Source organism: Pseudarthrobacter sp. BRE9, assembly GCF_031844305.1.
GTDB lineage: Bacteria > Actinomycetota > Actinomycetes > Actinomycetales > Micrococcaceae > Arthrobacter.
Genome location: NZ_JAUZUY010000001.1, coordinates 906,147 through 927,064 on the forward strand (window position 1 = coordinate 906,147; position 20,918 = coordinate 927,064).

Annotated in this window: 23 protein-coding genes; 11 read left to right on the plus strand and 12 right to left on the minus strand. The window is 66.3% G+C overall.

The genetic code is table 11. The features are described from left to right. Nucleotides 1-11: 11 nt before the first annotated feature. Nucleotides 12-743 (minus strand): tyrosine-protein phosphatase, encoded by a 732-nt coding sequence (locus Q9R31_RS04265; protein ID WP_311261481.1) that lies wholly within the window; start codon nt 741-743, stop codon nt 12-14. A gap of 148 nt (nt 744-891) precedes the next feature. Between Q9R31_RS04265 and Q9R31_RS04270 the strand changes: the two genes are divergently transcribed. Continuing rightward, nucleotides 892-1,743, plus strand: coding sequence for an SGNH/GDSL hydrolase family protein (locus Q9R31_RS04270; RefSeq protein ID WP_311261482.1), 852 nt, complete (start codon nt 892-894; stop codon nt 1,741-1,743). A 20-nt stretch (nt 1,744-1,763) separates the two neighbouring features. On the opposite strand, the gene Q9R31_RS04275 is transcribed toward Q9R31_RS04270, so the two are convergent. Next, nucleotides 1,764-2,372, minus strand: coding sequence for a GNAT family protein (locus Q9R31_RS04275; protein WP_311261483.1), 609 nt, complete (start codon nt 2,370-2,372; stop codon nt 1,764-1,766). Between the two features lie 72 nt (nt 2,373-2,444). Between Q9R31_RS04275 and Q9R31_RS04280 the strand changes: the two genes are divergently transcribed. Beyond that, nucleotides 2,445-2,678, plus strand: coding sequence for a DUF6480 family protein (locus tag Q9R31_RS04280; protein WP_311261484.1), 234 nt, complete (start codon nt 2,445-2,447; stop codon nt 2,676-2,678). Nucleotides 2,679-2,687: 9 nt separating this feature from the next. Here the strand turns inward: Q9R31_RS04280 and Q9R31_RS04285 are convergent, their stop codons facing one another. The 4 genes from Q9R31_RS04285 to Q9R31_RS04300 form a co-directional block, all read right to left on the minus strand. Continuing rightward, on the minus strand, nt 2,688-3,560 hold the full coding sequence (locus Q9R31_RS04285; protein WP_311261485.1) for a 3-hydroxyacyl-CoA dehydrogenase family protein: 873 nt from the start codon (nt 3,558-3,560) through the stop codon (nt 2,688-2,690). Nucleotides 3,561-3,563: 3 nt separating this feature from the next. Further along, nucleotides 3,564-4,373, minus strand: coding sequence for an enoyl-CoA hydratase/isomerase family protein (locus tag Q9R31_RS04290; RefSeq protein ID WP_311261486.1), 810 nt, complete (start codon nt 4,371-4,373; stop codon nt 3,564-3,566). Then, the gene (locus tag Q9R31_RS04295) at nt 4,373-5,599 is read right to left on the minus strand and encodes a thiolase family protein (protein ID WP_311261487.1); all 1,227 of its coding nucleotides are present in this window, start codon (nt 5,597-5,599) and stop codon (nt 4,373-4,375) included. Before Q9R31_RS04295 ends, Q9R31_RS04290 begins: the two co-directional genes overlap by 1 nt. Nucleotides 5,600-5,718: 119 nt before the next feature. Beyond that, nucleotides 5,719-6,393, minus strand: coding sequence for a pentapeptide repeat-containing protein (locus tag Q9R31_RS04300; protein WP_311261488.1), 675 nt, complete (start codon nt 6,391-6,393; stop codon nt 5,719-5,721). 127 nt (nt 6,394-6,520) lie between these two features. Here Q9R31_RS04300 and Q9R31_RS04305 point away from each other — a divergent pair, with 127 nt between their 5' ends. Then, a complete protein-coding gene (locus tag Q9R31_RS04305) occupies nt 6,521-6,697 on the plus strand; it encodes a CsbD family protein (protein WP_056328815.1) in 177 nt (58 codons plus the stop codon). Nucleotides 6,698-6,856: 159 nt separating this feature from the next. On the opposite strand, the gene Q9R31_RS04310 is transcribed toward Q9R31_RS04305, so the two are convergent. Next, entirely contained in the window at nt 6,857-7,912 is a 1,056-nt protein-coding gene (locus Q9R31_RS04310; RefSeq protein WP_311261638.1) for a DNA polymerase IV, read from the minus strand. 119 nt (nt 7,913-8,031) lie between these two features. Between Q9R31_RS04310 and Q9R31_RS04315 the strand changes: the two genes are divergently transcribed. Further along, nucleotides 8,032-8,769 (plus strand): dienelactone hydrolase family protein, encoded by a 738-nt coding sequence (locus tag Q9R31_RS04315; protein WP_311261489.1) that lies wholly within the window; start codon nt 8,032-8,034, stop codon nt 8,767-8,769. Between the two features lie 104 nt (nt 8,770-8,873). Here the strand turns inward: Q9R31_RS04315 and Q9R31_RS04320 are convergent, their stop codons facing one another. Continuing rightward, nucleotides 8,874-10,334, minus strand: a complete 1,461-nt coding sequence (locus Q9R31_RS04320) for an amino acid permease (RefSeq protein ID WP_311261490.1) — start codon at nt 10,332-10,334, stop codon at nt 8,874-8,876. 206 nt (nt 10,335-10,540) lie between these two features. On the opposite strand from Q9R31_RS04320, the gene Q9R31_RS04325 reads away from it, so the two are divergent. The 5 genes from Q9R31_RS04325 to Q9R31_RS04345 all read left to right on the plus strand — a co-directional run bounded on the left by Q9R31_RS04325 (nt 10,541) and on the right by Q9R31_RS04345 (nt 14,958). After that, nucleotides 10,541-11,302: a CPBP family intramembrane glutamic endopeptidase gene (locus tag Q9R31_RS04325; protein WP_311261491.1), complete on the plus strand. Its 762-nt coding sequence runs from the start codon at nt 10,541-10,543 to the stop codon at nt 11,300-11,302. 57 nt (nt 11,303-11,359) lie between these two features. After that, nucleotides 11,360-11,800 carry a VOC family protein gene (locus Q9R31_RS04330; protein WP_311261492.1) on the plus strand — a complete coding sequence of 147 codons (441 nt, stop codon included), beginning with the start codon at nt 11,360-11,362 and terminating at the stop codon, nt 11,798-11,800. Between the two features lie 22 nt (nt 11,801-11,822). Next, nucleotides 11,823-12,776: a 1,4-dihydroxy-2-naphthoyl-CoA synthase gene (locus tag Q9R31_RS04335; protein WP_311261493.1), complete on the plus strand. Its 954-nt coding sequence runs from the start codon at nt 11,823-11,825 to the stop codon at nt 12,774-12,776. 12 nt (nt 12,777-12,788) lie between these two features. After that, a complete protein-coding gene (locus tag Q9R31_RS04340; RefSeq protein WP_311261494.1) occupies nt 12,789-14,000 on the plus strand; it encodes an AMP-binding protein in 1,212 nt (403 codons plus the stop codon). A gap of 76 nt (nt 14,001-14,076) precedes the next feature. Then, entirely contained in the window at nt 14,077-14,958 is an 882-nt protein-coding gene (locus tag Q9R31_RS04345; protein WP_311261495.1) for a 1,4-dihydroxy-2-naphthoate polyprenyltransferase, read from the plus strand. Here the strand turns inward: Q9R31_RS04345 and Q9R31_RS04350 are convergent. Further along, complete coding sequence (locus Q9R31_RS04350) at nt 14,955-15,266, minus strand: DUF4229 domain-containing protein (RefSeq protein ID WP_311261496.1); 312 nt, start codon at nt 15,264-15,266, stop codon at nt 14,955-14,957. The genes Q9R31_RS04345 and Q9R31_RS04350 overlap by 4 nt on opposite strands. 61 nt (nt 15,267-15,327) lie before the next feature. On the opposite strand from Q9R31_RS04350, the gene Q9R31_RS04355 reads away from it, so the two are divergent. Both Q9R31_RS04355 and Q9R31_RS04360 read left to right on the plus strand, forming a co-directional pair. Then, nucleotides 15,328-15,717 (plus strand): PLDc N-terminal domain-containing protein, encoded by a 390-nt coding sequence (locus tag Q9R31_RS04355; RefSeq protein ID WP_311261497.1) that lies wholly within the window; start codon nt 15,328-15,330, stop codon nt 15,715-15,717. Nucleotides 15,718-15,722: 5 nt separating this feature from the next. After that, nucleotides 15,723-16,292, plus strand: coding sequence for a hypothetical protein (locus Q9R31_RS04360; protein WP_311261498.1), 570 nt, complete (start codon nt 15,723-15,725; stop codon nt 16,290-16,292). 10 nt (nt 16,293-16,302) lie between these two features. On the opposite strand, the gene Q9R31_RS04365 is transcribed toward Q9R31_RS04360, so the two are convergent. From Q9R31_RS04365 to Q9R31_RS04375, 3 genes are all read right to left on the minus strand, one after another. Beyond that, complete coding sequence (locus Q9R31_RS04365) at nt 16,303-17,796, minus strand: dynamin family protein (RefSeq protein WP_311261499.1); 1,494 nt, start codon at nt 17,794-17,796, stop codon at nt 16,303-16,305. Further along, nucleotides 17,793-19,661, minus strand: a complete 1,869-nt coding sequence (locus Q9R31_RS04370) for a dynamin family protein (protein WP_311261639.1) — start codon at nt 19,659-19,661, stop codon at nt 17,793-17,795. Before Q9R31_RS04370 ends, Q9R31_RS04365 begins: the two co-directional genes overlap by 4 nt. A gap of 164 nt (nt 19,662-19,825) precedes the next feature. Beyond that, nucleotides 19,826-20,881 carry an IniB N-terminal domain-containing protein gene (locus Q9R31_RS04375; protein ID WP_311261500.1) on the minus strand — a complete coding sequence of 352 codons (1,056 nt, stop codon included), beginning with the start codon at nt 20,879-20,881 and terminating at the stop codon, nt 19,826-19,828. Between the last annotated feature and the right edge of the window lie 37 nt (nt 20,882-20,918).

A 20,918-nucleotide genomic window follows, 5' to 3' on the forward strand; every position in this document is an offset into this window, starting at 1 on the left:
CGTCACATGCGTCACACTGGTCCCATTCTATGCGCACGCTTTCGCGAGAGGGCCAGGACAGCATCCAGCTCCGCCTCCTGCAGTCCGTTCGCCAGCAGGTAGCGGCGGGTGTCCAGGTCGCGGACGAACGAAACAACCGCGAGGCCGCGCCGCTCCAGCAGGGGCGCTAATTCAGTCTCGTCCAGGTAGCGTTCGCGGCTGTGCGGCGGACCGTGCGTGCGGTAGCGCTCGTTGATGCCGCGGGCGCCCCGCCGGTAGCCCTCAGCGATTGCTTCGTCCGGGTCCTCCGCTAAATCCTGGACCATGGCCGCCACCAGTCCGCTGCGGTCACGCCCGGCGGCGCAATGCAGCAGGACATCCCCCTTGGGTGCAGCCAGCGCGATGGCCCGGAAGACGCCCACGAGCTTTTCCGGGAACAGGCGGGCGTTCTCGGCATAGTGGGCAGGGTCGTTCAGGTAGGGACCCGTGACGGCGGTGAATCGCGGATCGCCCGGCTCCTCTGTCGGTGCCTGCACCACATCGATGCCAGCCCAGGCAGCTGCGGGCACCACGGGATCCTTGTCCCGGCGCCTCCCCTCAACAGGGTTACGGAGATCCACGACGGTGCGGATGCCGTCGTCGAACGCCTGCTTCCAGCCTGCCTCCGTCAGCCACTCGCGCCGCCCCATCCGGTAGACGCCGCCGGAAACGTGCCACCCGTTGACGGCGCCGTCCCAGTCCACGGACTTGCCCCGTTTGCTCATGCGCACAGCTAACCACACGCTCGTGAATGCCGCATGCCACAAAAACCGGCGGCCGGGAAGGGTACGAAGGCCCCATGATCTCCATCTGCTGGGCCCTACGGTTGCAACACTAGCTACTTCATGTGACTGATGTTCAAAGGGGAACCCAGTGGGAAATACTGCATTACGACGCCGAATCCCGGCTTTCGCGGCCGGCCTCGCCGCCTTGGCACTAACAGCCGGATTCGCGGCTTCACCCGCCCAGGCCGTGGGCAAACTCAAATACGTAGCACTGGGAGATTCCTATGCTGCTGGGCAAGGGGCCGGCCCGTATCTGGATGCCTGCTACCGCAGCAACAACGCCTATTCCGAACTCGCTGATGAGGAGAAAGCTATCCAACTGGTGGTCAACGCCGCCTGCAGCGGCAAGACCACATGGGACGTCGTGAACACCCAGCTAAGTCAGCTCAATAAAAGCACCGAACTGGTGACCATTACCGCCGGCGGCAACAACATCGGTTTCGGGGACATCATCAACTATTGCGGGGTCGTCCTTGCGAACCTCCCCCCGGCCCCGCAGTGTGGCGGTGCCCTCGGCCAGGCGGAGGTACAGCTTCAGAGCGGCCTGCTTGAAAGTGACCTGGTTGCGATGATCCAGAGCGTTCGTGCCGCAGCGCCAAACGCCAAGATTGTGCTGACGGGCTACCCCTACCTCCTGGACCCAATCCCGGCAGGCCTGACCGACCCGGCAGCGCAGTTCATCTACACAGCCACCGACTTGGCAAACCGCCTGGACCAGACCATTGCCGCAGCGGCCCAGGAGGCCGATGCCGCCTTAATCAACGACCCCAAAGTGCAATACGTCGATGTGCGGGCCGCATTCCTCGGCCACGGTGCCTTGTCGCCGGACCCGTGGATCAACCTCGGCACCGCACCCGATGGCTTCCACCCGAACGGTGACGGCTATCGTCTTGGCTACTACGACTCACTTCGTAGCCAGCGTGCCTTCAATCTGAACTAACTCGGCCAGAACGCAGACCCTTATCCGCGCCGGGCCAGCCGGTACTCAAGCCCGGCGCGGACTGCGGGCCATTCGTGGTCCAGGATGGAGAACACCACAGTGTCCCGCAGGTTCCCGTCGCTGGTCCGTGAATGGCTGCGGAGCACACCGTCCTGTTTTGCGCCCAGCCGGGCAATGGCCTCCCGCGACTGGTGGTTCAGCCAGTGGGTGCGGAACTCCACAGCCGGGCACCCGATTACCTCGAAGGCGTGCCTGAGCAGCAGGAGCTTCGAATCCGGGTTGGTCCCGGTCCCCTGTGCCGATGCCGTGTTCCAGGTGGAGCCGATCTCAACGCGCGGCGTGGCGGCGTCGATGTTCATGTAGGTGGTCATGCCGATGATGCGGCCCGGCCCGCCGGTGGCGGCGTCGATCAGCCGGGTGGTGAACGGGAGCATGGATCCCTGCTCCTGCAGCGACAGCCGCCGGCGGATCTCGCCCGCCATGGCATCCGGAGCCGGGACAGAGGTGTACCAAAGCTTCCACAGCTCGCCGTCACTCACCGCATCCACCAGGCCGTCATGGTGCTCCTCGGCGAGTGGCTCCAGGATTACATGGCGGCCGGTCAGGGTAAGGGGTTCAAGGAAAGTCACTGCACCAGCCTAGGCCCGCCGAACGGGCGGGTTACGCTGGGAAGCACCACGACGTCGAGCGAGGGAGTTATTTTGTCAGGAACCAACCCGGACCCCGAAGACGACAAGATCACCGGACTTGAACCTGGCGGCGGGGTCCCGCCGGGTGAGACCCCGCCGGGTGAAGCATCAACCGCCGGCCCGCAGGGTCATGACGAGCACGGCACCAGGAAGGGCACGCAGTTCCTGTGGATCGGCATTATCGCCGTGGTGGTCCTGCTGTGCCTCCTGTACTTCATCGGCTACATTGTGGGTTTCTTCGACTAGGCAGTGCTCCTAGCTGGGCCAGTCGAAAAAGCCCTTGCCCGTCTTGCGCCCCAGTTCACCGCGAGCCACTTTGTCCTTGAGGATCTGCGGCGGTGCGAACCGCTCGCCCAAGGTGGACTGCAGGTATTCCGCGATGCCCAGGCGGACGTCCAGGCCCACGATGTCCGTGGTCTTCAGCGGTCCCGTGGGGTGCTTGTAGCCCAGCACCATGGCGGCGTCGATGTCCTCGGCGGATGCCACGCCTTCCTCCACCATCCGCATCGCTTCCAGCGCGATGGCCACGCCCAGGCGTGAGGACGCGAAGCCCGGGGCATCATTGACGACGACGGCGGTCTTCCCGAGTGCCTCCACCCACCTTTTCGCCGCGGCGGCAAGTCCGGGAGACGTCCGCTCACCCAGCACCACCTCGATGAGCGTGGACGCCGGGACCGGGTTGAAGAAATGCAGACCCAGGAAGTTCTCCGGCCGCTTCAGTTCACGGGCCAGGCCGTTGACGGACAGCGACGAAGTGTTGGAGGCGATGAAGGCGTCCTCCGCCAGCCGTTCCTCGATGCCACGCAGCGCGGAAACTTTCAGGTCCCAGTCTTCGGGGACGGCCTCCACCACCAGCCGGCGGTCCTTGAAGGCGTCATAGTCCACGCCCACGGTCAGCCGGGATGCCATCTCGTCCAGGTTGGCGTCGGTCATGCCGCGCTCAATGCTCTTCGCGGCCGCGGACTCCACCCGTTCCCGGGCGGCCTCCGCGGACTGTTCGTCGCGTTCCACCACCAGTACGTCGGCGCCCTTGATCAGGAAGGCGTGGGCAATGCCGGCGCCCATGCGGCCGCCGCCCAGCACCCCGACGGAAGCGGGAAGGTTGGCGGGAACTTCAAGATTGCTCATGGTCTACTTTCCGTCGGCTGGGGTGGCGGAGGCGGCGTCCGCCTTCTTCGCTGCGTTGCGGTCCAGGAACGCCTGCATCCGGTCGAACTTGGCCTGGGATTCGAACAGGATTCCCTGGGCCAGCTGGTCGATGAGTGGATGGGCTTCGGCGGGGGCGTGGAACACGGACTTGGTGATCCGGACCGCCAGTGGGTCCTGCCGTCCAATCCTGCTGGCCAGGCTGTGGGCTGCATCCAAAAGCTCTGCGGGATCGTGGATCTCGGTGATGAGGTTGGCGGCGCGGGCCTCGTCTGCGCCGAGGACCAGTCCGGCCAGGAGGATCTGCTTGGCCATTGGTTCGCCCACGAGTTCCTTGAGCCGCCAGCTGGCACCGGCAGCGGCCAGGATTCCCAGCCCTGTTTCCGGGTTGCCGATGCGTACGTTGGGGGTGCCGATCCGGAAGTCCGCGGCATAGGCCAGTTCTGCGCCGCCGCCCAGGCAGTAACCGTCCAAGGCGGCGATGACCGGCATGGGCAGCTGGGCGATCCGGACGAAGATGGTGGAGTTGATTCCCTGCAGGGCGTCGTCCCGGCGCCGTTCGCGCAACTGGGCGATGTCGGCGCCGGAGGCGAAGACTCCGTCCACGCCGGCGATGATCAGCACCTTGGGGTTCTGTTCCAGCGCTGCGCAAACGGTGTGGAGTTCGTCCACCATCTGCTGGTCGATCGCGTTCTTCACGTCGGGCCGGTTGAGCAGCACCACCACGCGGTCGTCCCGCTCCTCCACCAGCAGGGCGGAGAAGTCTTCCGATGCAAGGTCTACCGCGACCCCCATCAGATCTTCTCCAGCAGCATCGCCGTGCCCTGGCCGACGCCCACGCACATGGTGGCCAGGCCGATCCGGGCGTCTTCGCGTTCCATCCTGCCCAGGAGGGTGATGGCAAGCCGTGAGCCGCTGGAACCGAGCGGGTGGCCCAGGGCGATCGCCCCGCCGTCGCGGTTCACGATCTCCGGTTCCAGCCCCAGGCGGCGGATGCAGGCCAGGGACTGCGTGGCAAAGGCTTCATTAAGTTCGACAGCGGCCAGGTCGCCTATGCTGAGGCCGCTTCGCTTGAGCACTTTCTGGGTGGCGGGGACGGGACCAATGCCCATGATCTCGGGTTCACACCCGGCGGAGGCGCCGTCGACGATCCGGGCACGGGGCGTCAGGCCCAGCCGCTCGATGGCTGCTTCCGACGCCACGATGATCGCCGAGGCGCCGTCGTTGAGGGACGAGGAGTTTCCGGCCGTGACCACGGATCCGCCGTGCGCCACGGGTTTCAGCCCTGCAAGGACGTCCATGCTGGTGCCTGGGCGCGGGCCTTCGTCCGTGTCCACCACCGTCTCGGACTTGCGGGATTTGACGGTCACCGGGACGATCTCGTCCTTGAAGCGGCCCGCCTGAATGGCATCCAGGGCCAACTGGTGGGAGCGGACGGCGAAGGCGTCAGCGTCCTCGCGGGAGATGCCGTCCACCCTGGCCACTTCCTCGGCCGTTTCCGGCATGGAGTAGGTCATCTTCCCATCCCGGGACAAGCCGCCGTGCTGGAAGTGCGGGTTGGTGAACCGCCAGCCGATCGAGGTATCGAAAATCTGGCCGGGCTTGGCGAAGGCGGCTGTGGGCTTCTCCTGCACCCAGGGTGCGCGGCTCATGGACTCAACGCCGCCGGCGATGACTATGTCCGCGGCTCCTGCCTTGATCATGTGGCTGGCCTGGATGATGGCGCTCAGGCCCGAGGCGCAGAGCCTGTTGACGGTGATCCCGGGAATGTGCAGCGGCAGCCCGGCCAGCAGGGTGGCCATCCGCGCAACGTTCCGGTTCTCCTCCCCTGCGCCGTTCGCGTTGCCGAGAATCACTTCGTCAATGCTCTCAGGATCCAGGCCGGCGCGTTCCACGGCTTCGCGGACCACCAGAGCCGCAAGATCATCAGGGCGCACAGAGGACAACGCGCCCCCATACCTGCCCACGGGCGTTCGGACCCCGCCTACAAGGAAAGCCTGCGGACCTGCGGTTGCAGCCATGGAAACACCCTTCACGCGATAAACAGCTCTGTCATCGGCGGCCGGCACAGCGGAAACACTCACTTACCGACCGTTCGTTCTGTAAATGGTACACGGCAAGGCTGTAGGCGCGCACCCAGTTACAGGACGGTCACCCCCAGATGGGCGGCGATGAGCGGCGCGAGGAGGCCCAGCTGGTAATCGTCAATCACCATGCCGGCCAGGCTGCCCAGCCCGCTGATCTTGCGGAATTCCGTACCCCTGAGGTCAAAGTCCTTCAGTTTGGCCCCGGCCAAGTCCAGTGATCCCACCGTGCAGTCCACCAGCTTCACGCGGGCTGCGACGGCGGCACCCAGGTCAAGTTCATTGATGATGCAGCCGGTGATCAGCACGTCGGTAAGCCTGGCGCCGCGGAGGTTGAGGTAGTCCAGCTTGCCGCCGTCGATCCGGACGGACTGCCAGCCGCTTTCATACAGCTCTGCCGAGCCCAGGCGGGGATTCCGGAACTCCACGTCCTGCCAGGTGCTGCGGGCGCCCCTGAAAACCGGCGCATACAGCTCCGCCAGGATGCAGTCGCGGAACGAGGCGCCGCGGAGCTGGGTCTCGTTGAAGGACGGGGCCTCGAAGACGCATTCGGCAATGACAGCACCGCCCAGGTCCAGCCCGTCAGCGGCGGGACGCTTGAACCGGGTATTCTCGTACCTCCCACCGCGCCGGAACCCCAGGTCCTGAAGGTCCTCGAGGTCCTGCAGGTCAACGGGGGAAAGCCGGGGCGGGGCCACCTTGGCTGCACCCCTGCCGCGCACTTTATCCATGGCCCGAGCCTAGCCGGGGGCACCGATAAAGGAACAGCACACCAGACCGGGGGTTGAAATAGTAAGCAAGCTTTGCTTATCGTGAAAGTGCACGGTTGATCGACGGAAACGAAAGGAGGCCGGAACCATGGGCCTCGGAGACAAGATCAGTAACGCGGCAGAGGACCTTGGCGGCAAGGCCAAGGAAGCTGCAGGCAACGTGACCGATAACGACCGCCTGAAGGCAGAAGGCCAGGCCGACCAGGTCAAGGCCGATGCCAAGAAGGTCGGCGAAAACGTCAAGGACGAGTTCAAGCGCGACTAGTCCCCAGCTGCTGCAGCCGCAGCGAACGGCGTGCTGCACCAGCCCGACGGCGGCGGATCCAGTGGATCCGCCGCCGTTTCGCTGTCCGGGCATCATCCATTGTTGGGTACCCGCCGTTTTGGAGCATCAGAACGGCACCTACTCAGCAATCGATGGGGTTCACCATCCGCTGCGGGTGGGAGTATGTCCCTGCCGGGAATCTTCCGGCATGCTCATCTCGGCGCGGAGGCCGAGCAGCCGGACAGGGCGGCCCGGCTCGATCTTCGCCACGAGGTCTAGGGTACGGGCCAGCACTTCGGCCGGATCCGAGGTCGCCGGAATTTTCCGCCCGAAGGTCGTGGTGCTGAACGGGGCGTACCGCACCTTCAGCGTCAGGCCAATCACCGGCCGCCCCTCGGCAGCAACATCCTCCAGCACGTGCGCTGCCAACTCCCTGACGGCGTCGTCAATCTCTGCTGCGTCCGTCAGGTCGCGCTGGAAGGTGGTTTCCCGGCTGTGGCCCCGGGCCACCCACGGGGTATCGTCCACCACCCTTGCGCCGTCGCCCCGCCCAAGTTGCGCGTACCAGGGACCCATCTTTGGGCCGAACTCGGGAACCAGGTCATTGGGGTCCGCGGCTGCGAGCGCGGCAACAGTTTTGATGCCCAGCTTGGCGAGTCGCTGCGATACCTTGGTTCCGACGCCCCACAGCTCAATTGTGGGCCGGTCCCCCATGACCTCGAGCCAGTTGCCTTCCGTGAGCCGGAAGATGCCGGCAGGCTTGCCGAACCCTGTCGCAACCTTGGCACGGACCAGGGTGTCACCAATGCCGATGCTGCAGTGGAGACGCGTTTCCGCCAGGACGGCCTGCTGCAGTTGCCGGGCGCACGCCTCCGGGTCCGCGGACTGGACGCCAACGAAGGCCTCATCCCAGCCCAGCACCTGCACGGTGGCTCCAGGCTGCGAGCGCAGCACTGCCATGACCTTCTCCGACGCTTCAAGGTACGCCTCGTGGTCCACGGGCAGGATGACGGCGTCCGGCACCTTCCGGGCGGCGATGCGCAGCGGCATTCCCGACCCGACGCCATAAGCCCGGGCTTCGTAGGACGCCGTGGACACGACTGCCCTTTCGGTGGGATCACCGCGGCCGCCCACGATCACCGGCCTGCCCGCAAGCTCAGGCCTGCGGAGCACCTCAACGGCAGCGATGAACTGGTCCAGGTCCACATGCAGCACCCATGGTTCGCTCACATGCCCCAGTCTGCCCCCTGGCCGGCGGCGGAGGCCACCACTAACCCTTCAGGCCTGGACTGCAAAGGCGGGACTTCCCCGCAGTGCGGGGCTAGCCTTGGCCGATGACCATCGTTGACCTGGGTGCTGGGAGCGGCGCCGCGGGCGGCTCCCCCGGCCTGCGCGGCTACCTGGCGGTACCTGAGGGACCCGGCCCTTTCCCCGGCGTCGTCATGATCCACGAAGTGTTCGGCCTCGATGAGCAGACCCGCCGGCATGCGGACCGGCTGGCCCGGGCCGGGCACCTCACCTTGGCACTGGACCTGTTCAGCGACGGCGGCCGGCGGCGTTGCCTGGTGGGAACCATGCGTGCCATGGCGGCCCGGCAAGGCAGGCCCTTCATTGACATCGCCACGGCCCGAAAGTGGCTTGCGGAATCGGATCTGGGCAACGGCAGGACCGGGGTGATCGGCTTCTGCATGGGCGGCGGGTTCGCCCTGCTGGTGGCGCGGGACGGGTTCGACGCCGCATCTGTCAACTACGGGCGGCTTCCCGGGAAGCAGCAGGAGGACCTGGTGGAGGCGTTGCGCGGTGCCTGTCCAATCGTGGCCAACTACGGCGGGGCCGACAGGTCGCAGAAGGGCGCCGCCGCCCGGCTCGAAACAGCGTTGGACCAGCTGGGCATCGAGCACAGCGTCAAGGAATTCCCTGCGGCGGGCCACTCCTTCCTCAATGATGAGGAGCTGGGTCCGGCACTCCTCCGGCCGCTGATGCGGGTCATGGGCGTCGGCCCGGACCCAGCGTCTTCGCCCGAAGCCTGGTGGCGCATCGAGGACCACTTCGCCCGGCACCTGAAGATCTGAGGGCTTCCCCCAGGGGCCTGGAACGCCCAATTAAACGCCAGCGGCGGGCCGCCCCACCAAAGGGGGCGGCCCGCCGTCGGACTGTCGTGCAGGAGGACGTGGGGTCAGCTGAAGAGCTCGCTCTTGGGCTGGTTGTCCTTGACCTTCTGCCAGCCCAGCCACAGGAGCACGGCGAACAGCGGGATGGTGGCCAGGGTCCACAGGCCCAGGTAGAACACCTCGCCGTCCTTGCTGGTCATGGTATCGAAGCCGATCAGCACGGTGATGGCCAGCAGGCCGAGCAGGCCGGCCCAGCTGGTCCAGGGGGAGCCGGGCATGGGCAGGCTGGAGGTGATGCCCTTGCGGCGGCGCAGCATGATCTGGCTGGCGAAGATGGAACCCCAGCAGAAGATGACGCCGATGGAGGCCGAGTTCAGGGCCAGGTCAAATGCGTGCGAGCCGCCCAGCCAGATGTTCAGCATGATGCCCACCAGGTAGAAGGCCGCGATGGCCAGGATGGCTGCGTACGGGACGTGGCGCTTGGACATTTTGGTAAGCCACTGCGGGGCGTGGCCGTTGTTGGCCATGGTGCGGAACACGCGGCCGATCGAGTACAGGCCGGAGTTGCAGGAGGAAAGGGCGGCGGTGATGACGATCATGTTCATCACATCGCCAACCCAGCCGAGGCCCATCTGGCCAAAGACGGTCACGAACGGCGAGGTGCCGGCCTTGTACTGGTCCGACGGCAGGAGCATGGCCAGCAGCAGGACGGAACCCACGTAGAACACCACGATGCGGAGTACGACGGCGCGGATCGCCTTGGGCACTTCGCGTTCCGGCGTTTCCATCTCGCCGGCCGTGACGCCGACCAGCTCAATGCCGTTGTAGGCAAAGATCACGGCGTTCAGGACCAGGACCATCACCAGGGCGCCCTTAGGGAACATGCCGCCCTCGGCTGCGAAGAGGTTCGCTACGGATGCGTGACCGTCACCCACCTTGGCGTTGGTCACCACCATGAAGGTTCCGACGGCCAGGAAGATGAGGATGGCGCCCACCTTGAGGCAGGAGGCCCAGAATTCGAACTCGCCGAACGCCTTGACGCTGAGCAGGTTCACTGCCACCAGGAGCGCCAACGCGGCGATCGCGGAGGCTTCCACCGGGACATTGGGGAAGAAGAACTGGAAGTACAGGCCGATCGCGATGAGTTCGGCGATGCCCGTCATGCCCCAGTTGATGAAGTACATCCAGCCGGACAGGAAGGCGCCTTTCTTGCCGAACATCTCGCCGGCGTAGCTCACCAGGGAGCCGGAGGTCTGGCGGTACATGATGAGCTCGCCCAGCGCCCGCATGAGGAGGTAGGCGATGACGCCGGCGATGGCGTAGGAGAAGATCAGGGCCGGGCCGGTGGAGGCGAGGCGTCCGCCGGCCCCCATGAACAGGCCGACGCCGATGGCGCCGCCCATGGCGATCATGGTGACATGGCGGCGGCCAAGGGTCTTGCTGTAGCCCTCGGCACTGAGGGTGGGGTCGACGGCGGAGGATGGCGCCGGGAGGTTCTTGAGGTCTGTGGGGGTACTTTGAGGCACAACTGTTCCTTGTGGGTTGGGGGTTGGCCGCATCCGGACTTCGTATGATCGAGCTCACAAAATTCGGCCTTTAGGCCTTTGCGGCTGCAATTGTGAGGGCGGATCGTCGAACTGCCGAAGCTTCACGCGGCCTGACCATCTTACAAGACGGTCCGGGGTGGTACGTGACGCGCACTACACGCCGGCAGCGGCGATAGGCTGGCAGCATGGCAACAGTCCACCGCTTGGCACCGGCTCCGCAACCCCAGCTGTACCGCTTCTCCCCTCTGGACCTGGCCACCCTGTGCCTCTACGTTGCCATCGCCGGATTCTTCGCAGCGGCCGGTGACCTGGTGGCCCCGTTCCTGCGGCAGATCGCCCCGTCGCCCGCGGCCGCTTCCTACGCGGTGAACCTGCTCTTTTATGCCTCGGTGGGAATACTGGCGCTGCTGGCGGCCCGGAAAGTGGTGGTCCGCGACCTTAAAGTCCTGGCGACCCGGCCCTGGTTCACGCTGCTGATGGTGCCGGCAGCCGTGATCGCGATGATGATCCTGACCGCCGTTGTGGTGGCGGCGAACGGGCAGGTGGAGACCTCCGCCAACCAGGCAGGCCTGCAGGCACTCATGCAGCAGGTCCCCGCGTGGCTCATGGTTCCGCTGCTGGTGGTTGTTGGCCCTTTCGTGGAGGAATACATCTTCCGCCATCTGCTGATCGGCAAGCTCAGCAGGCGCGTTAACGTCTGGATCTGCTGCGCCCTGTCTGTGGTGCTGTTTGCCGCCCTTCACATCGTGGGACAGGAAGCGATCACCTTCACTGCCCTGCTCCCCTACCTGGCTATGGGCGCCACACTGGTGTTCGTTTACATGTGGACCGGGAAGAACGTGATGTTCTCCTACTTTGTCCATGCCGCCAAGAACCTGCTGGCGGTGATCCTGGTCTACGCGATCCCGCCGGAATTCTTCGACCAGATGCAGCACATCCAGGCTTAAGCCTCCCGCTCCCCATAAGAGCTTCCGCATCGCGGCGGCCGCCTTTACCGTGGACGGATGGGACTCAATATCCAGATAGTCATCGATTCCGCCAGGCCGCATGAGCTCGCCGACTGGTGGGCAGAAACCCTGCAATGGGCGGTGGAACCCCAGGATGCCGGTTTCATCCGCGCAATGCTCGACCAGGGCTTCGCCACCGAGGACCAGACCATGACGCACCGCGGCAACCTGGTGTGGAAGGACGGCGCCGCGATCCGGCCGCAGGAGGAGATCGAGGCCAAGGCGCCCGCGCGGCGCATGCTCTTCCAAACGGTTCCGGAAGGAAAAACGGTGAAGAACAGGGTGCATTGGGACGTCAGGCTCGACGGCCGGGACAAGGACGAGGTGCGGCGCGAGCTGGAGGCCCGCGGCGCCTCCTTCCTCTGGTCGGCGCGGCAGGGCCCGCACTCGTGGCACACCATGGCGGACCCGGAGGGCAACGAGTTCTGCATCAGCTGATGCCGATTACTAGACTTGGACGGTGAGCAACCAGATCCCCGCCCCGGTGTCCGACGTCTTCGATCCCACGCGCTGGCGGGTGGTGTCCGGCTTCGAGGACTTCCAGGACATGACCTACCACCGGCAGGTGGAGCGGGATTCCGACGGCGGCTGGGTGCGTGACCTGCCCACGGTCCGTATCGCGTTCAACCGGCCCGAGGTCCGCAACGCGTTCCGGCCCGGCACCGTGGATGAGCTCTACCGCGCGATGGACCACGCCCGGATGACGCCCGACGTTGCCACCGTGCTGCTCACCGGCAACGGCCCCTCCGCCAAGGACGGCGGCCACTCCTTCTGCTCCGGCGGCGACCAGCGGATCCGGGGCCGGGACGGCTACCGGTATGCCGACGGCGAGACGCAGGAAACCATCGACCCCGCCCGCGCCGGCAGGCTGCACATCCTGGAAGTCCAGCGGCTCATGCGCACCATGCCCAAGGTGGTCATCGCCGTCGTCAACGGCTGGGCGGCCGGCGGCGGGCACTCGCTGCATGTGGTAGCGGACCTCACCATCGCGTCCCGGCAGCACGGCAGGTTCAAGCAGACGGACGCCACGGTGGGCAGTTTCGACGCCGGCTACGGCTCCGCGCTGCTGGCCCGCCAGGTGGGGCAAAAAGCCGCCCGGGAGATTTTCTTCCTGGCGCGCGAATATTCCGCGGAGGACATGGTTCGGATGGGCGCGGTAAATGAGGCCGTGGACCACCACCGGCTGGAGGAAGTTGCACTCGAATACGCCGCGGACATCGCCCGCCAGTCCCCGCAGGCCATCCGCATGCTGAAGTTCGCCTTCAACCTCGCGGATGACGGCCTGGCCGGCCAGCAGGTGTTCGCCGGCGAAGCTACCCGCCTGGCATACATGACGGACGAGGCCGTGGAGGGCAAGGAGGCCTTCCTGCAAAAACGCGACCCCGACTGGTCACGCTTCCCGCACTACTTCTAAGGCAGGACGGCAATGAACAGCGACGCAACACCGGCGCCCGTCCCGACCGGGCCCCTTAACATCGAGCCGGCCCTGAAAGCCCTCGCGGCCGCACTCCATGGCGAGGGGCCCGCCGTCGAACTGTCCGTAGGCCCCGACGGCGGCCTCATCGTGGGACACGTGGAAACGCCGGGCTGCGACGACGCCGTGGCCGTGGTCCGCACCTCGGGTTCCACCGGCACACCCAAGGCGACCCTGCTGACCGTGGAATCCCTGGCGGCGTCCTCCATGGCCACCGCCCTGCGGCTCAAGGGCGAGGGCCAGTGGCTGCTGGCCCTGCCCGTCCAGTTCGTTGCCGGCATCCAGGTGCTGGTGCGCTCCCTGTTCGCCGGCACCCGGCCCTGGGTCATGGACATGTCCGGCGGTTTCACCCCGGAGGCCTTCACCGCGGCCGCGCTGGAGCTGACGGATAAAATCCGGTTCACTTCCCTGGTTCCCACCCAGCTGCAGCGGCTCCTTGACGATCCGTCGCCGGACACGCTCGCCGTGCTCCGCCGTTTTAACGCCATCCTGCTGGGTGGCGCCCCGGCTCCGCCGGCCCTCCTGGCAGCTGCCCGGGACGCCGGGGTCCGGGTCGTCACAACCTACGGGTCCGCGGAAACCTCCGGCGGCTGCGTGTACGACGGCTACCCCCTGGAAGGTGTCTCGGTCCGGGTGGACGGGGACGGCCGGATCCTGCTGGGCGGGGACACGGTTGCCGCCGGCTACATCGAGGCACCGGACGAGGAAACCGGAACATTCTTCGAGGAGGACGGCGTGCGCTGGTACCGCACCAGCGACCTGGGCTCCATTGACGACGACGGCCGGCTCACCGTGCTGGGCCGGGCCGACGACGTCATCATCACCGGCGGCGTGAAGGTTTCCGCCGGGCACGTCCAGGAGCAGCTGGAAAAGTCCGACGCCGTCGCCGCGGCTTTCGTGGCCGGCGTCCCGTCCGCGGAATGGGGCCAGGCCGTGGCGGCCTACGTCGCCCTTGCCGGGGACGGTGCCGGTGCCGGCAGCGAAAGCGGGCCGGGGCAGGAAGCCGGGGACGCCGCCGTCGCGCTCCAACAACAGTGGCAGCAGCTGGGGGTCCTGGCCCCCAAGACCGTCCTCACCGCACCGGCCCTGCGGATGCTGCCCAACGGCAAACCGGACCGGCTCGCCATGACCGCAGAACTCAGCGCCCTGCACGGGGGAAAGTAGAGTTGGACCTGCACCAGCGCGGCGGGTGCGCACGTTTTATCCTGCCGTCTTACCGAAACAACACGAGGTACTAACCGTGGCCACAGCCGCCCAATGGATCCAAGGCGCCCGACTCCGGACGCTGCCGGCAGCGATTGCGCCGGTGCTGATCGGCACTGCCGCCGCCTACGAAATGGACTCGTTCCTCCTGCCCAACGCCATCCTCGCGGCGCTGGTGGCGCTCCTGCTCCAGGTGGGCGTGAACTTTGCCAACGACTATTCGGACGGCATCCGCGGGACCGACGATGACCGGGTGGGTCCGCTGCGGCTGGTGGGCTCGGGTGCCGCCAAGCCTGAACACGTCAAGTGGGCGGCGTTCGGAACGTTCGCCCTGGCCATGGTGTTCGGCCTGGTCCTGGTGTTCCTCACCCAGGCGTGGTGGCTGGTCCTGGTGGGGCTCGGCTGCGTCATGGCCGCGTGGGGCTACACCGGCGGCAAGAACCCCTACGGCTACATGGGCCTGGGCGATCTCTTCGTGTTTGTCTTCTTCGGGCTGGTGGCCACCCTGGGCACCACCTACACCCAGGCCGGCCACATCAATCTGTCCGCCGTCATCGGCGCCATCGGCACCGGGCTGATCGCCACGGCGCTGCTCATGGCCAACAACGTCCGGGACATTCCCACCGACATGCAGGCCGGCAAGAAGACCCTGGCCGTGCGGCTGGGGGACAAGCATGCGCGTGAAAGCTACGTCCTGATGCTCGCCGTCGCCATCCTGCTGGTGGTGATCCTGGCGCCGGGCCGGCCGTGGATCCTGATCGTTCTGCTGCTCATTCCGGCCTGCCTGATGCCGGCCTGGCTGATGATCAACGGGCGCAAGCGAAAGAGCCTGATTCCGGTGCTGAAGCAGACCGGCCTGATCAACCTTGGCTACAGCGTGCTGTTCTCACTGGGGCTGATCCTCAGCCACGGGTTCTAGCCCTTGCTGTTGCTGCCTTTGGCGTTGTTGATGGTGATGTCCGGATTGGCGTCAAGCAGGGCGTCCTCGGCGTTGGCATCCTGGATCTCGCCGGCGGAGCGCAGCGGCTTGGCCTTCCCGGAGAAGCGGTGCTGCAGGGCAGCGGCGGCAGCGTCGCGCTGCTTCTGGAAGAAGAGGTAACTGATGGCAAAGGCAATGAGCGCGGCGCAGATCACGGACATCAGCACCCCCACCTGCAGAAGCGCGAACAGGGCAAACAGGGGCACGAAGATCGCCAGCCGGATCAGGGAATATTTCAAAAAGGCCACTATTCAAGTTTAGCCGCCTCCGCCAGCGGCCCCTGCGCGTCCTGACGATAGACTTAATGGCATGCTCTTCCGTGTGGCTTTGGCCGTCGCAGTCCTCGTCATCTTCGTATATGGCCTGGTGGACGTGATTCGCACTGAGGGCCGCCTGACCCGTGGGATTTCAAAACCGGCATGGATCATCGTACAGATCGTCCTGCCCGTCCTCGGCGCCATCCTGTGGCTGCTCATAGGCAGGCCGCGCGGCACGGCGCAGCCACGCCCCAGCTACCCGCATCCCACCGCGCCGGATGATGACCCGGACTTCCTCCGCAACCTCGAGGCCCGCCGCCGCAACCAGGCCGAGGCGGAGCGGCTCAAGAAACTCCGCGACGAGATGGAGGCAAAGGCCAAGGAGGACGGCGGCAAAGGCCAGCGCGGCACCGATGAACACGACGCCGACGGACTGAAATAACGCCCATGGCGGTCCAACCCGGCGGAGAAGAGCGGCGCCTGCCGGCTCCCCCACCGAGGCCCGGCCTGTCCTACTCCGCCCCGCCGCCCATCCCCGTCACTCCCCCGGTACCCCGGATTGTGCGGACGGCCCGCACGCTCTGGGTCCTCAGCTTCGCCGCGGGGCTGGCTGTCCTGCTCGGATCCTACGTGGCCCGTGACTCCAACCTGCAGCGGCTCCGTGGCGTGGTGGCAGCTATGGCCGCAGGCAGCGATACCGGGTCCGTGGATACCGCCGCGGACATCGTCTTTTGGGGCAGCATCGGCGCCCTGCTGCTGGTGACCGTGCTTCAAGCGGCTGCCCTGGCTGCCGCGCTTGGCCGCAGGAACTGGGCCCGCTGGGTCCTGCTTCTGCTGCTGGCCGCCCACCTACCCGTCCTGCTCCTGGCCTCCGCCTTCCTGGTTCCCGGCGGCTCCGAGGGCAGCTACGTAGTGATGTTGTGGTGTGCCGGCCTGCTCCTGGCGCTCGCCGGGCTGGTGCTCCTGTTCCTGCCGTCCGCCGGAGCCTGGCTGAAGCGGCAGTCCAGCCAGGCCTGAGGACCACTTCCTACGCTGACTGCGCCTGCCTGTCCCTGCGCGCGCACTCGGCCAGGACACCCTCGCAGCTGCGGATCACCACCCGGCATGCGTCAACAGCGGACCTGGCAGTCAGCGGACTTTCAGCAACACTGCGCCAACGCGCCAGGCAGCGCCTCGCCTCGGCAGCCAGCAAGTCCAGGCCGGAATCACGGTCCACGCCCAGCCGCAGGTCCGCAGCCGTGCCGTGGCCGCCGATGAGCCGTTCAGCTTCCGCCGCCAGTTCGGGGGCCAGGTCCACGCCGGTGGTCCGCAGGGCTGCCAGCAGCCGGAGCTCACGGAACTCATGCGCGTTGGCCTGCAGCCGCTCCAGGGACGCCGCCAGGTGTTCCGTTCCGCGGCGCGGGCGGGTGTCGAGGAGGTTCCCCACCGCCACCAGCGCTGTCCTGGCCTTCAGCGCTTCAGCCCTCGCCTGGAACTGCCCGTCCAGCACGTCCAGCAGCGGGTCCAGGCCGCTGCGGCGGGCAAGTTCATGGGCCAGCGGCGTTGGATCCGGGTACCCGTTGCGGATGAGGACTACGGCCAGCCGGATACCAAAAAGTCCGTAGCGTGCCAGCAGTGACGACCTTGCCTCCTCCGTCAGTCCCTCGGGCTCCCTGGACCGGCGGAACCTGTCGGCCGAAAGCATCATCCGTTCGCGCGCGGTCCGGTCCAGGGTGGCCAGCATCTGGAGGGCCTCGAAGTCCGGCTGGCGGAGGGTGCGGGCGCTTTGGGCCAGCAGTCCGGCCACCGGCACGACGCCCAGCGCCAGCTTCCGGAGGTTCGGGTCGCGGCTGTACCTTTCCGCGATGCTGCCTGCGGACAGCAGGGAGTCGATCCGGCCGGCCCCCACCTCGTCGGCCCGGGACAGCACCGCGACGGCGTTGACGGTACCCGAGCGGCCGGCCCCGGTGTCGCGGAAGGATTCAAGGAACCGGAGATCGGACGCGTGCATGTGGCGCATCAGGTAGATCACGGCATCAGCTTCCGACGCCGAGTCCTCCGGGGTCAGGAACCGGACGGACCGCGCGGACACGTCCTGTGAGAGGGACGCGATGCCGGGGGTGTCGATCAGCGTCATGGTTTGGAGGGCGGGCGCCGGCCATTCGACGTCGAGCCGTTCCACTTCTTCGGCATGGACGCCGTCAAGGACGAAAACCAGGCGGCCGTCCACGCGTTTCAACGGCAGGTTGCGGGGCTCCCCGGTGATGGGGTGGAGCGTGATGCGCGGAGTGCGCCCGTGCCGGTACCACGTAACGATCCGGGTGCATTCGCCGGTGTCGGTGGGGGCGATCTCCTCACCGATGATGGCGTTGAGGAGCGTTGACTTTCCTGCCTTCACCATCCCGGCAACGGCGATCCTCAGAGGCTCCGCCAGCCTGCGCGCATAGCCGCGCAGCGCTTCGGCGGCCTGCGGGTCGTCCCCGTAAACCTCCAGCGCTTCCCGGACCAGCGCCGCTGCCCCGGCAGTGGTGGACGGCGTCATCCAACCCCCGCCCCAGTACGGGTCCCGGCGGCAAATACCTCCGCGGCCACGGCCTCCGCAGCACGGTGCAGCGCATCCACCTTTTTGATTTCGGCCCTGATGTCCCGGATGCGTCCTTCCTTCTCCTGGGCATACGTTTTCGCAGCCTTCTGGGCCGCCGCCACCGAGTCCGACAACGACCTGTGGTATTCGTCCGCGATCTCGGTGAAGTGGTCCCGGATGGTGCGCTGGACCAGGCGCAGCCTGTCCTTCAGCTGCTTCCCCACCTGGAACGCCACGTCGTCGAGCTGGCGCCTGACCAGCGCTTTCGCCTCACCCTGGCGCCGCTTGAGCCGCGTTTCCTTGTCCTCCCGGTACGCCTTGCGCCCCAGCAGCAGTCCGGCGCCAACCGAGAGCGGATTGATCAGGGCCATCCCGAAAATACCCGTCAGGAGGCCAAACATCAGAACGCCCCCGTAGGATCCCCGCATGCCGATCAGGACTTTCTGGACCGGGTTCACCCGGCCAAGGTCCAGCCCCGGCATCTGGTCCACCGGGTCCAGCGCGTCCCCTGAGTCGGCGACATGCAGGACGGGCAGCGATACTTCGTCGGCTTCGAAGTGATCGGCCACCTGGGCGGCCAACCATTGCGACCGCTCACTGGTCCAGACAAAGGTATCGGAGACCGCCGCGGCGACGCACTCTTCGAGCCACTGCGAGAACTGCGCCCACACAGGCCCGGGATCGCCCTGGTCGATGGCGGTCTCGGCTTCGCGCTGGATCCGGCGCAGGCGGTCCCGGAGGTCGTATTCCATGTCGGCAATGAGGTCATTGATGCCGTCGCTAAGGGTCAGCTGCCAGCGCGCGGACCGTTTGCGAATGTCGTCCGCCTCTGTCTTGGCCCGTTCAAGGTCCGCAAGCATCTGCGGCGTACCGGCGGGATTCTCCAGGGCCTCAAGCTCGGACTGCAGGGACAGCCGCAGGTTATCCGTTACGGACAGCAGGTCCTGGCTGACGGAGCGGCGCTGGATGCGCTGTGCCTTGCCTACCACGTCGTTGCGCAGATGGGCCACCAGGCCGGGGAAGCCCGACTCCGCGTTGAGCTCGCTGTCCTGGAGCCGTGAGGCCTCAAGGCGGAGGTCCGCGGACAAGGGGAACAGCGGAATGTCCGGCGCCACCTGGTCCAGGTGTGTCCTGTCCAGCTCCTCCACCCGGCGCCATTCCGGGTAGAGGTCCGTCTTGGAGAGGACGGCCGCAACGCTGGGGGTGATCCGCATGGCCTGGCGCAGGAACCGCACTTCAGGTTCGGTGTATTCCTGTGAGGCATCCGAGACCATCAGCATGGCGTCGGCGGTGGGAAGGGCGGTAAGCGTGGTGAGGGTGTGGGTGGAGCCCATGCCGCCCACACCCGGGGAATCGATGATGGTCAGGCCACCGGTGAGGATCCGGCGGGGCAGGCAGACCTCAGCGGCCGCGATCTTCCGGCTGTTTCCCGGGTTTCCCTGCTCCGAGACGAGCGAGGGAAGGTCTGCCAGGTCGACGGGGCGCCGCTCAGTGCCGCCGTCCCCGCCATCGCCGGGAGCCTCCCCGGCAGCCTTTTCCGGTACGGGGACCAGCACGGCGGCCGAGGCTGGTTCCCCGTACCGGACGATGGTGGGAACGGAGGTGGCAATATCGTCATCCACCGGGCACACCGGCGCGTTGACCAGGGCATTGATGAGCTTGCTCTTCCCCTGTTTGAACTCCCCCACCACGATGACCCGGATGCTGGGGTCCTGCAGCCGGGCCATGGCCTGGTCCAGTCTCCTGCGCAGGTCCGCACGCTCCCCGCTGCCCACCAGCTGCAGGCCCTCCTCAACCAGCCTCACCAGCTGCCCGGCTGTCATGGGCGCGGGTGCCCTTGCCGGTCCTGCTTCTGCCACAGCGGTCTCCTCTTTACGGAAAATGTGTTCCCGTGCGCCTTCGGTAATACGGGAAGAGCCCGGCAGGAGGCGGGTGCCTCCTGCCGGGCGGTTCGCTCCCGGTAAACCAGCGTGCTGGAACCAGCGTGTTACAGCACGGTGGAGTCGTCAACCACCGAGTCGTCGATGGTGGTCTGGTTATCCAGGTCGACATCGGTGTGGCTTGAGTTGTCCTCCGTGAAATCGAGCTGGTTGTCCGTGACCACGACGTTGTCCTCGGCGATGCTCGTGACCGAATTGTCCTGGAAGGAGTCCTCCACATCGACCTCCACCGCTGTGGTGGTGGAATTGTCCTGGTTGAAGGAGTCCTCCACTTCGGTCGTGGTGGAGTTGTCCGAGTTGTCGTTGAACGAGTCCTGGATGTCAACGTCCGTATCGGTGCTGACCGTGTGGTCCGAATGGTCCGAGTAGTCGGCGTTGTCCGAGTTGTCGTTGAAGGAGTCGTCCACGTCCAGTCCGACGTCCGTGTTGAAGGAGTCGGAGATGTCCGTCTCCTCATTGCCGATGCTGACGTCTCCGCCGGCGTGGATGGAGTTGTCCATGGAGTTATCGGTCGAGTGGTCGGTGTTGTAGGAATCCCTGATGTTGTTCGAATCGCGGAGATCTGCGTCATCACCGGCGGCCACGGCGTGGTCCCCTGCGGCCACCACGGCGTCGTTGTCGAACCACTGCTCCACGTCCCCGTCCGCCCAGATGTTCTGGTTGACGGACTGGTCCGTTATCGTGTCCCGGTCGTCCACCATGGTGGTGCTGGTGGTGTAGGAGAAGTGGTTTACCACGTGGTGCAGTTGCTGGACTGCGTAGGCGTGGTCATCCTGGTCGTAGTTCACACCGCTACGTGCCGTTGCCTGGCTTCCGCTGTGCATGGCTGCTGCTCCCCCTGCATGGGCCGCCGACGCGCCTGCAGCCGTCCACGCGCTGCTGCCGCCGGTGCTGTATTCGCGCTCGAACGATGGGGCGCTGACTGTGATGGGAGCGTAGTCGAGGACAACAGGCATTGCAGCGTCAACGTCAGCCAGGCACACGTTTCCCAGGCCATGTTCGGCCAACGCCCTCTCCGGGTCATCCAGGAACGCCTGGATCGCCTTGCGGTTGCCGAAGAGGTGCATCAGGAACTGAACAAGGTCGTTTGCGAGTGTTGGCATATGCGTTGTCCTCACATCTTCGTCGAGTAGCGGATCA

Coding starts and splice junctions, on each gene's coding strand:
- Q9R31_RS04355 (WP_311261497.1), top strand. CDS start 15,328: ATGCTCTTCCGTGTGGCTTTGGCCGTCGCAGTCCTCGTCATCTTCGTA.
- Q9R31_RS04375 (WP_311261500.1), bottom strand. CDS start 20,881: ATGCCAACACTCGCAAACGACCTTGTTCAGTTCCTGATGCACCTCTTC.
- Q9R31_RS04265 (WP_311261481.1), bottom strand. CDS start 743: ATGAGCAAACGGGGCAAGTCCGTGGACTGGGACGGCGCCGTCAACGGG.
- Q9R31_RS04290 (WP_311261486.1), bottom strand. CDS start 4,373: ATGGGGGTCGCGGTAGACCTTGCATCGGAAGACTTCTCCGCCCTGCTG.
- Q9R31_RS04365 (WP_311261499.1), bottom strand. CDS start 17,796: ATGACGCCGTCCACCACTGCCGGGGCAGCGGCGCTGGTCCGGGAAGCG.
- Q9R31_RS04305 (WP_056328815.1), top strand. CDS start 6,521: ATGGGCCTCGGAGACAAGATCAGTAACGCGGCAGAGGACCTTGGCGGC.
- Q9R31_RS04370 (WP_311261639.1), bottom strand. CDS start 19,661: ATGACAGCCGGGCAGCTGGTGAGGCTGGTTGAGGAGGGCCTGCAGCTG.
- Q9R31_RS04285 (WP_311261485.1), bottom strand. CDS start 3,560: ATGAGCAATCTTGAAGTTCCCGCCAACCTTCCCGCTTCCGTCGGGGTG.
- Q9R31_RS04325 (WP_311261491.1), top strand. CDS start 10,541: ATGGCAACAGTCCACCGCTTGGCACCGGCTCCGCAACCCCAGCTGTAC.
- Q9R31_RS04295 (WP_311261487.1), bottom strand. CDS start 5,599: ATGGCTGCAACCGCAGGTCCGCAGGCTTTCCTTGTAGGCGGGGTCCGA.
- Q9R31_RS04315 (WP_311261489.1), top strand. CDS start 8,032: ATGACCATCGTTGACCTGGGTGCTGGGAGCGGCGCCGCGGGCGGCTCC.
- Q9R31_RS04360 (WP_311261498.1), top strand. CDS start 15,723: ATGGCGGTCCAACCCGGCGGAGAAGAGCGGCGCCTGCCGGCTCCCCCA.
- Q9R31_RS04340 (WP_311261494.1), top strand. CDS start 12,789: ATGAACAGCGACGCAACACCGGCGCCCGTCCCGACCGGGCCCCTTAAC.
- Q9R31_RS04300 (WP_311261488.1), bottom strand. CDS start 6,393: ATGGATAAAGTGCGCGGCAGGGGTGCAGCCAAGGTGGCCCCGCCCCGG.
- Q9R31_RS04330 (WP_311261492.1), top strand. CDS start 11,360: ATGGGACTCAATATCCAGATAGTCATCGATTCCGCCAGGCCGCATGAG.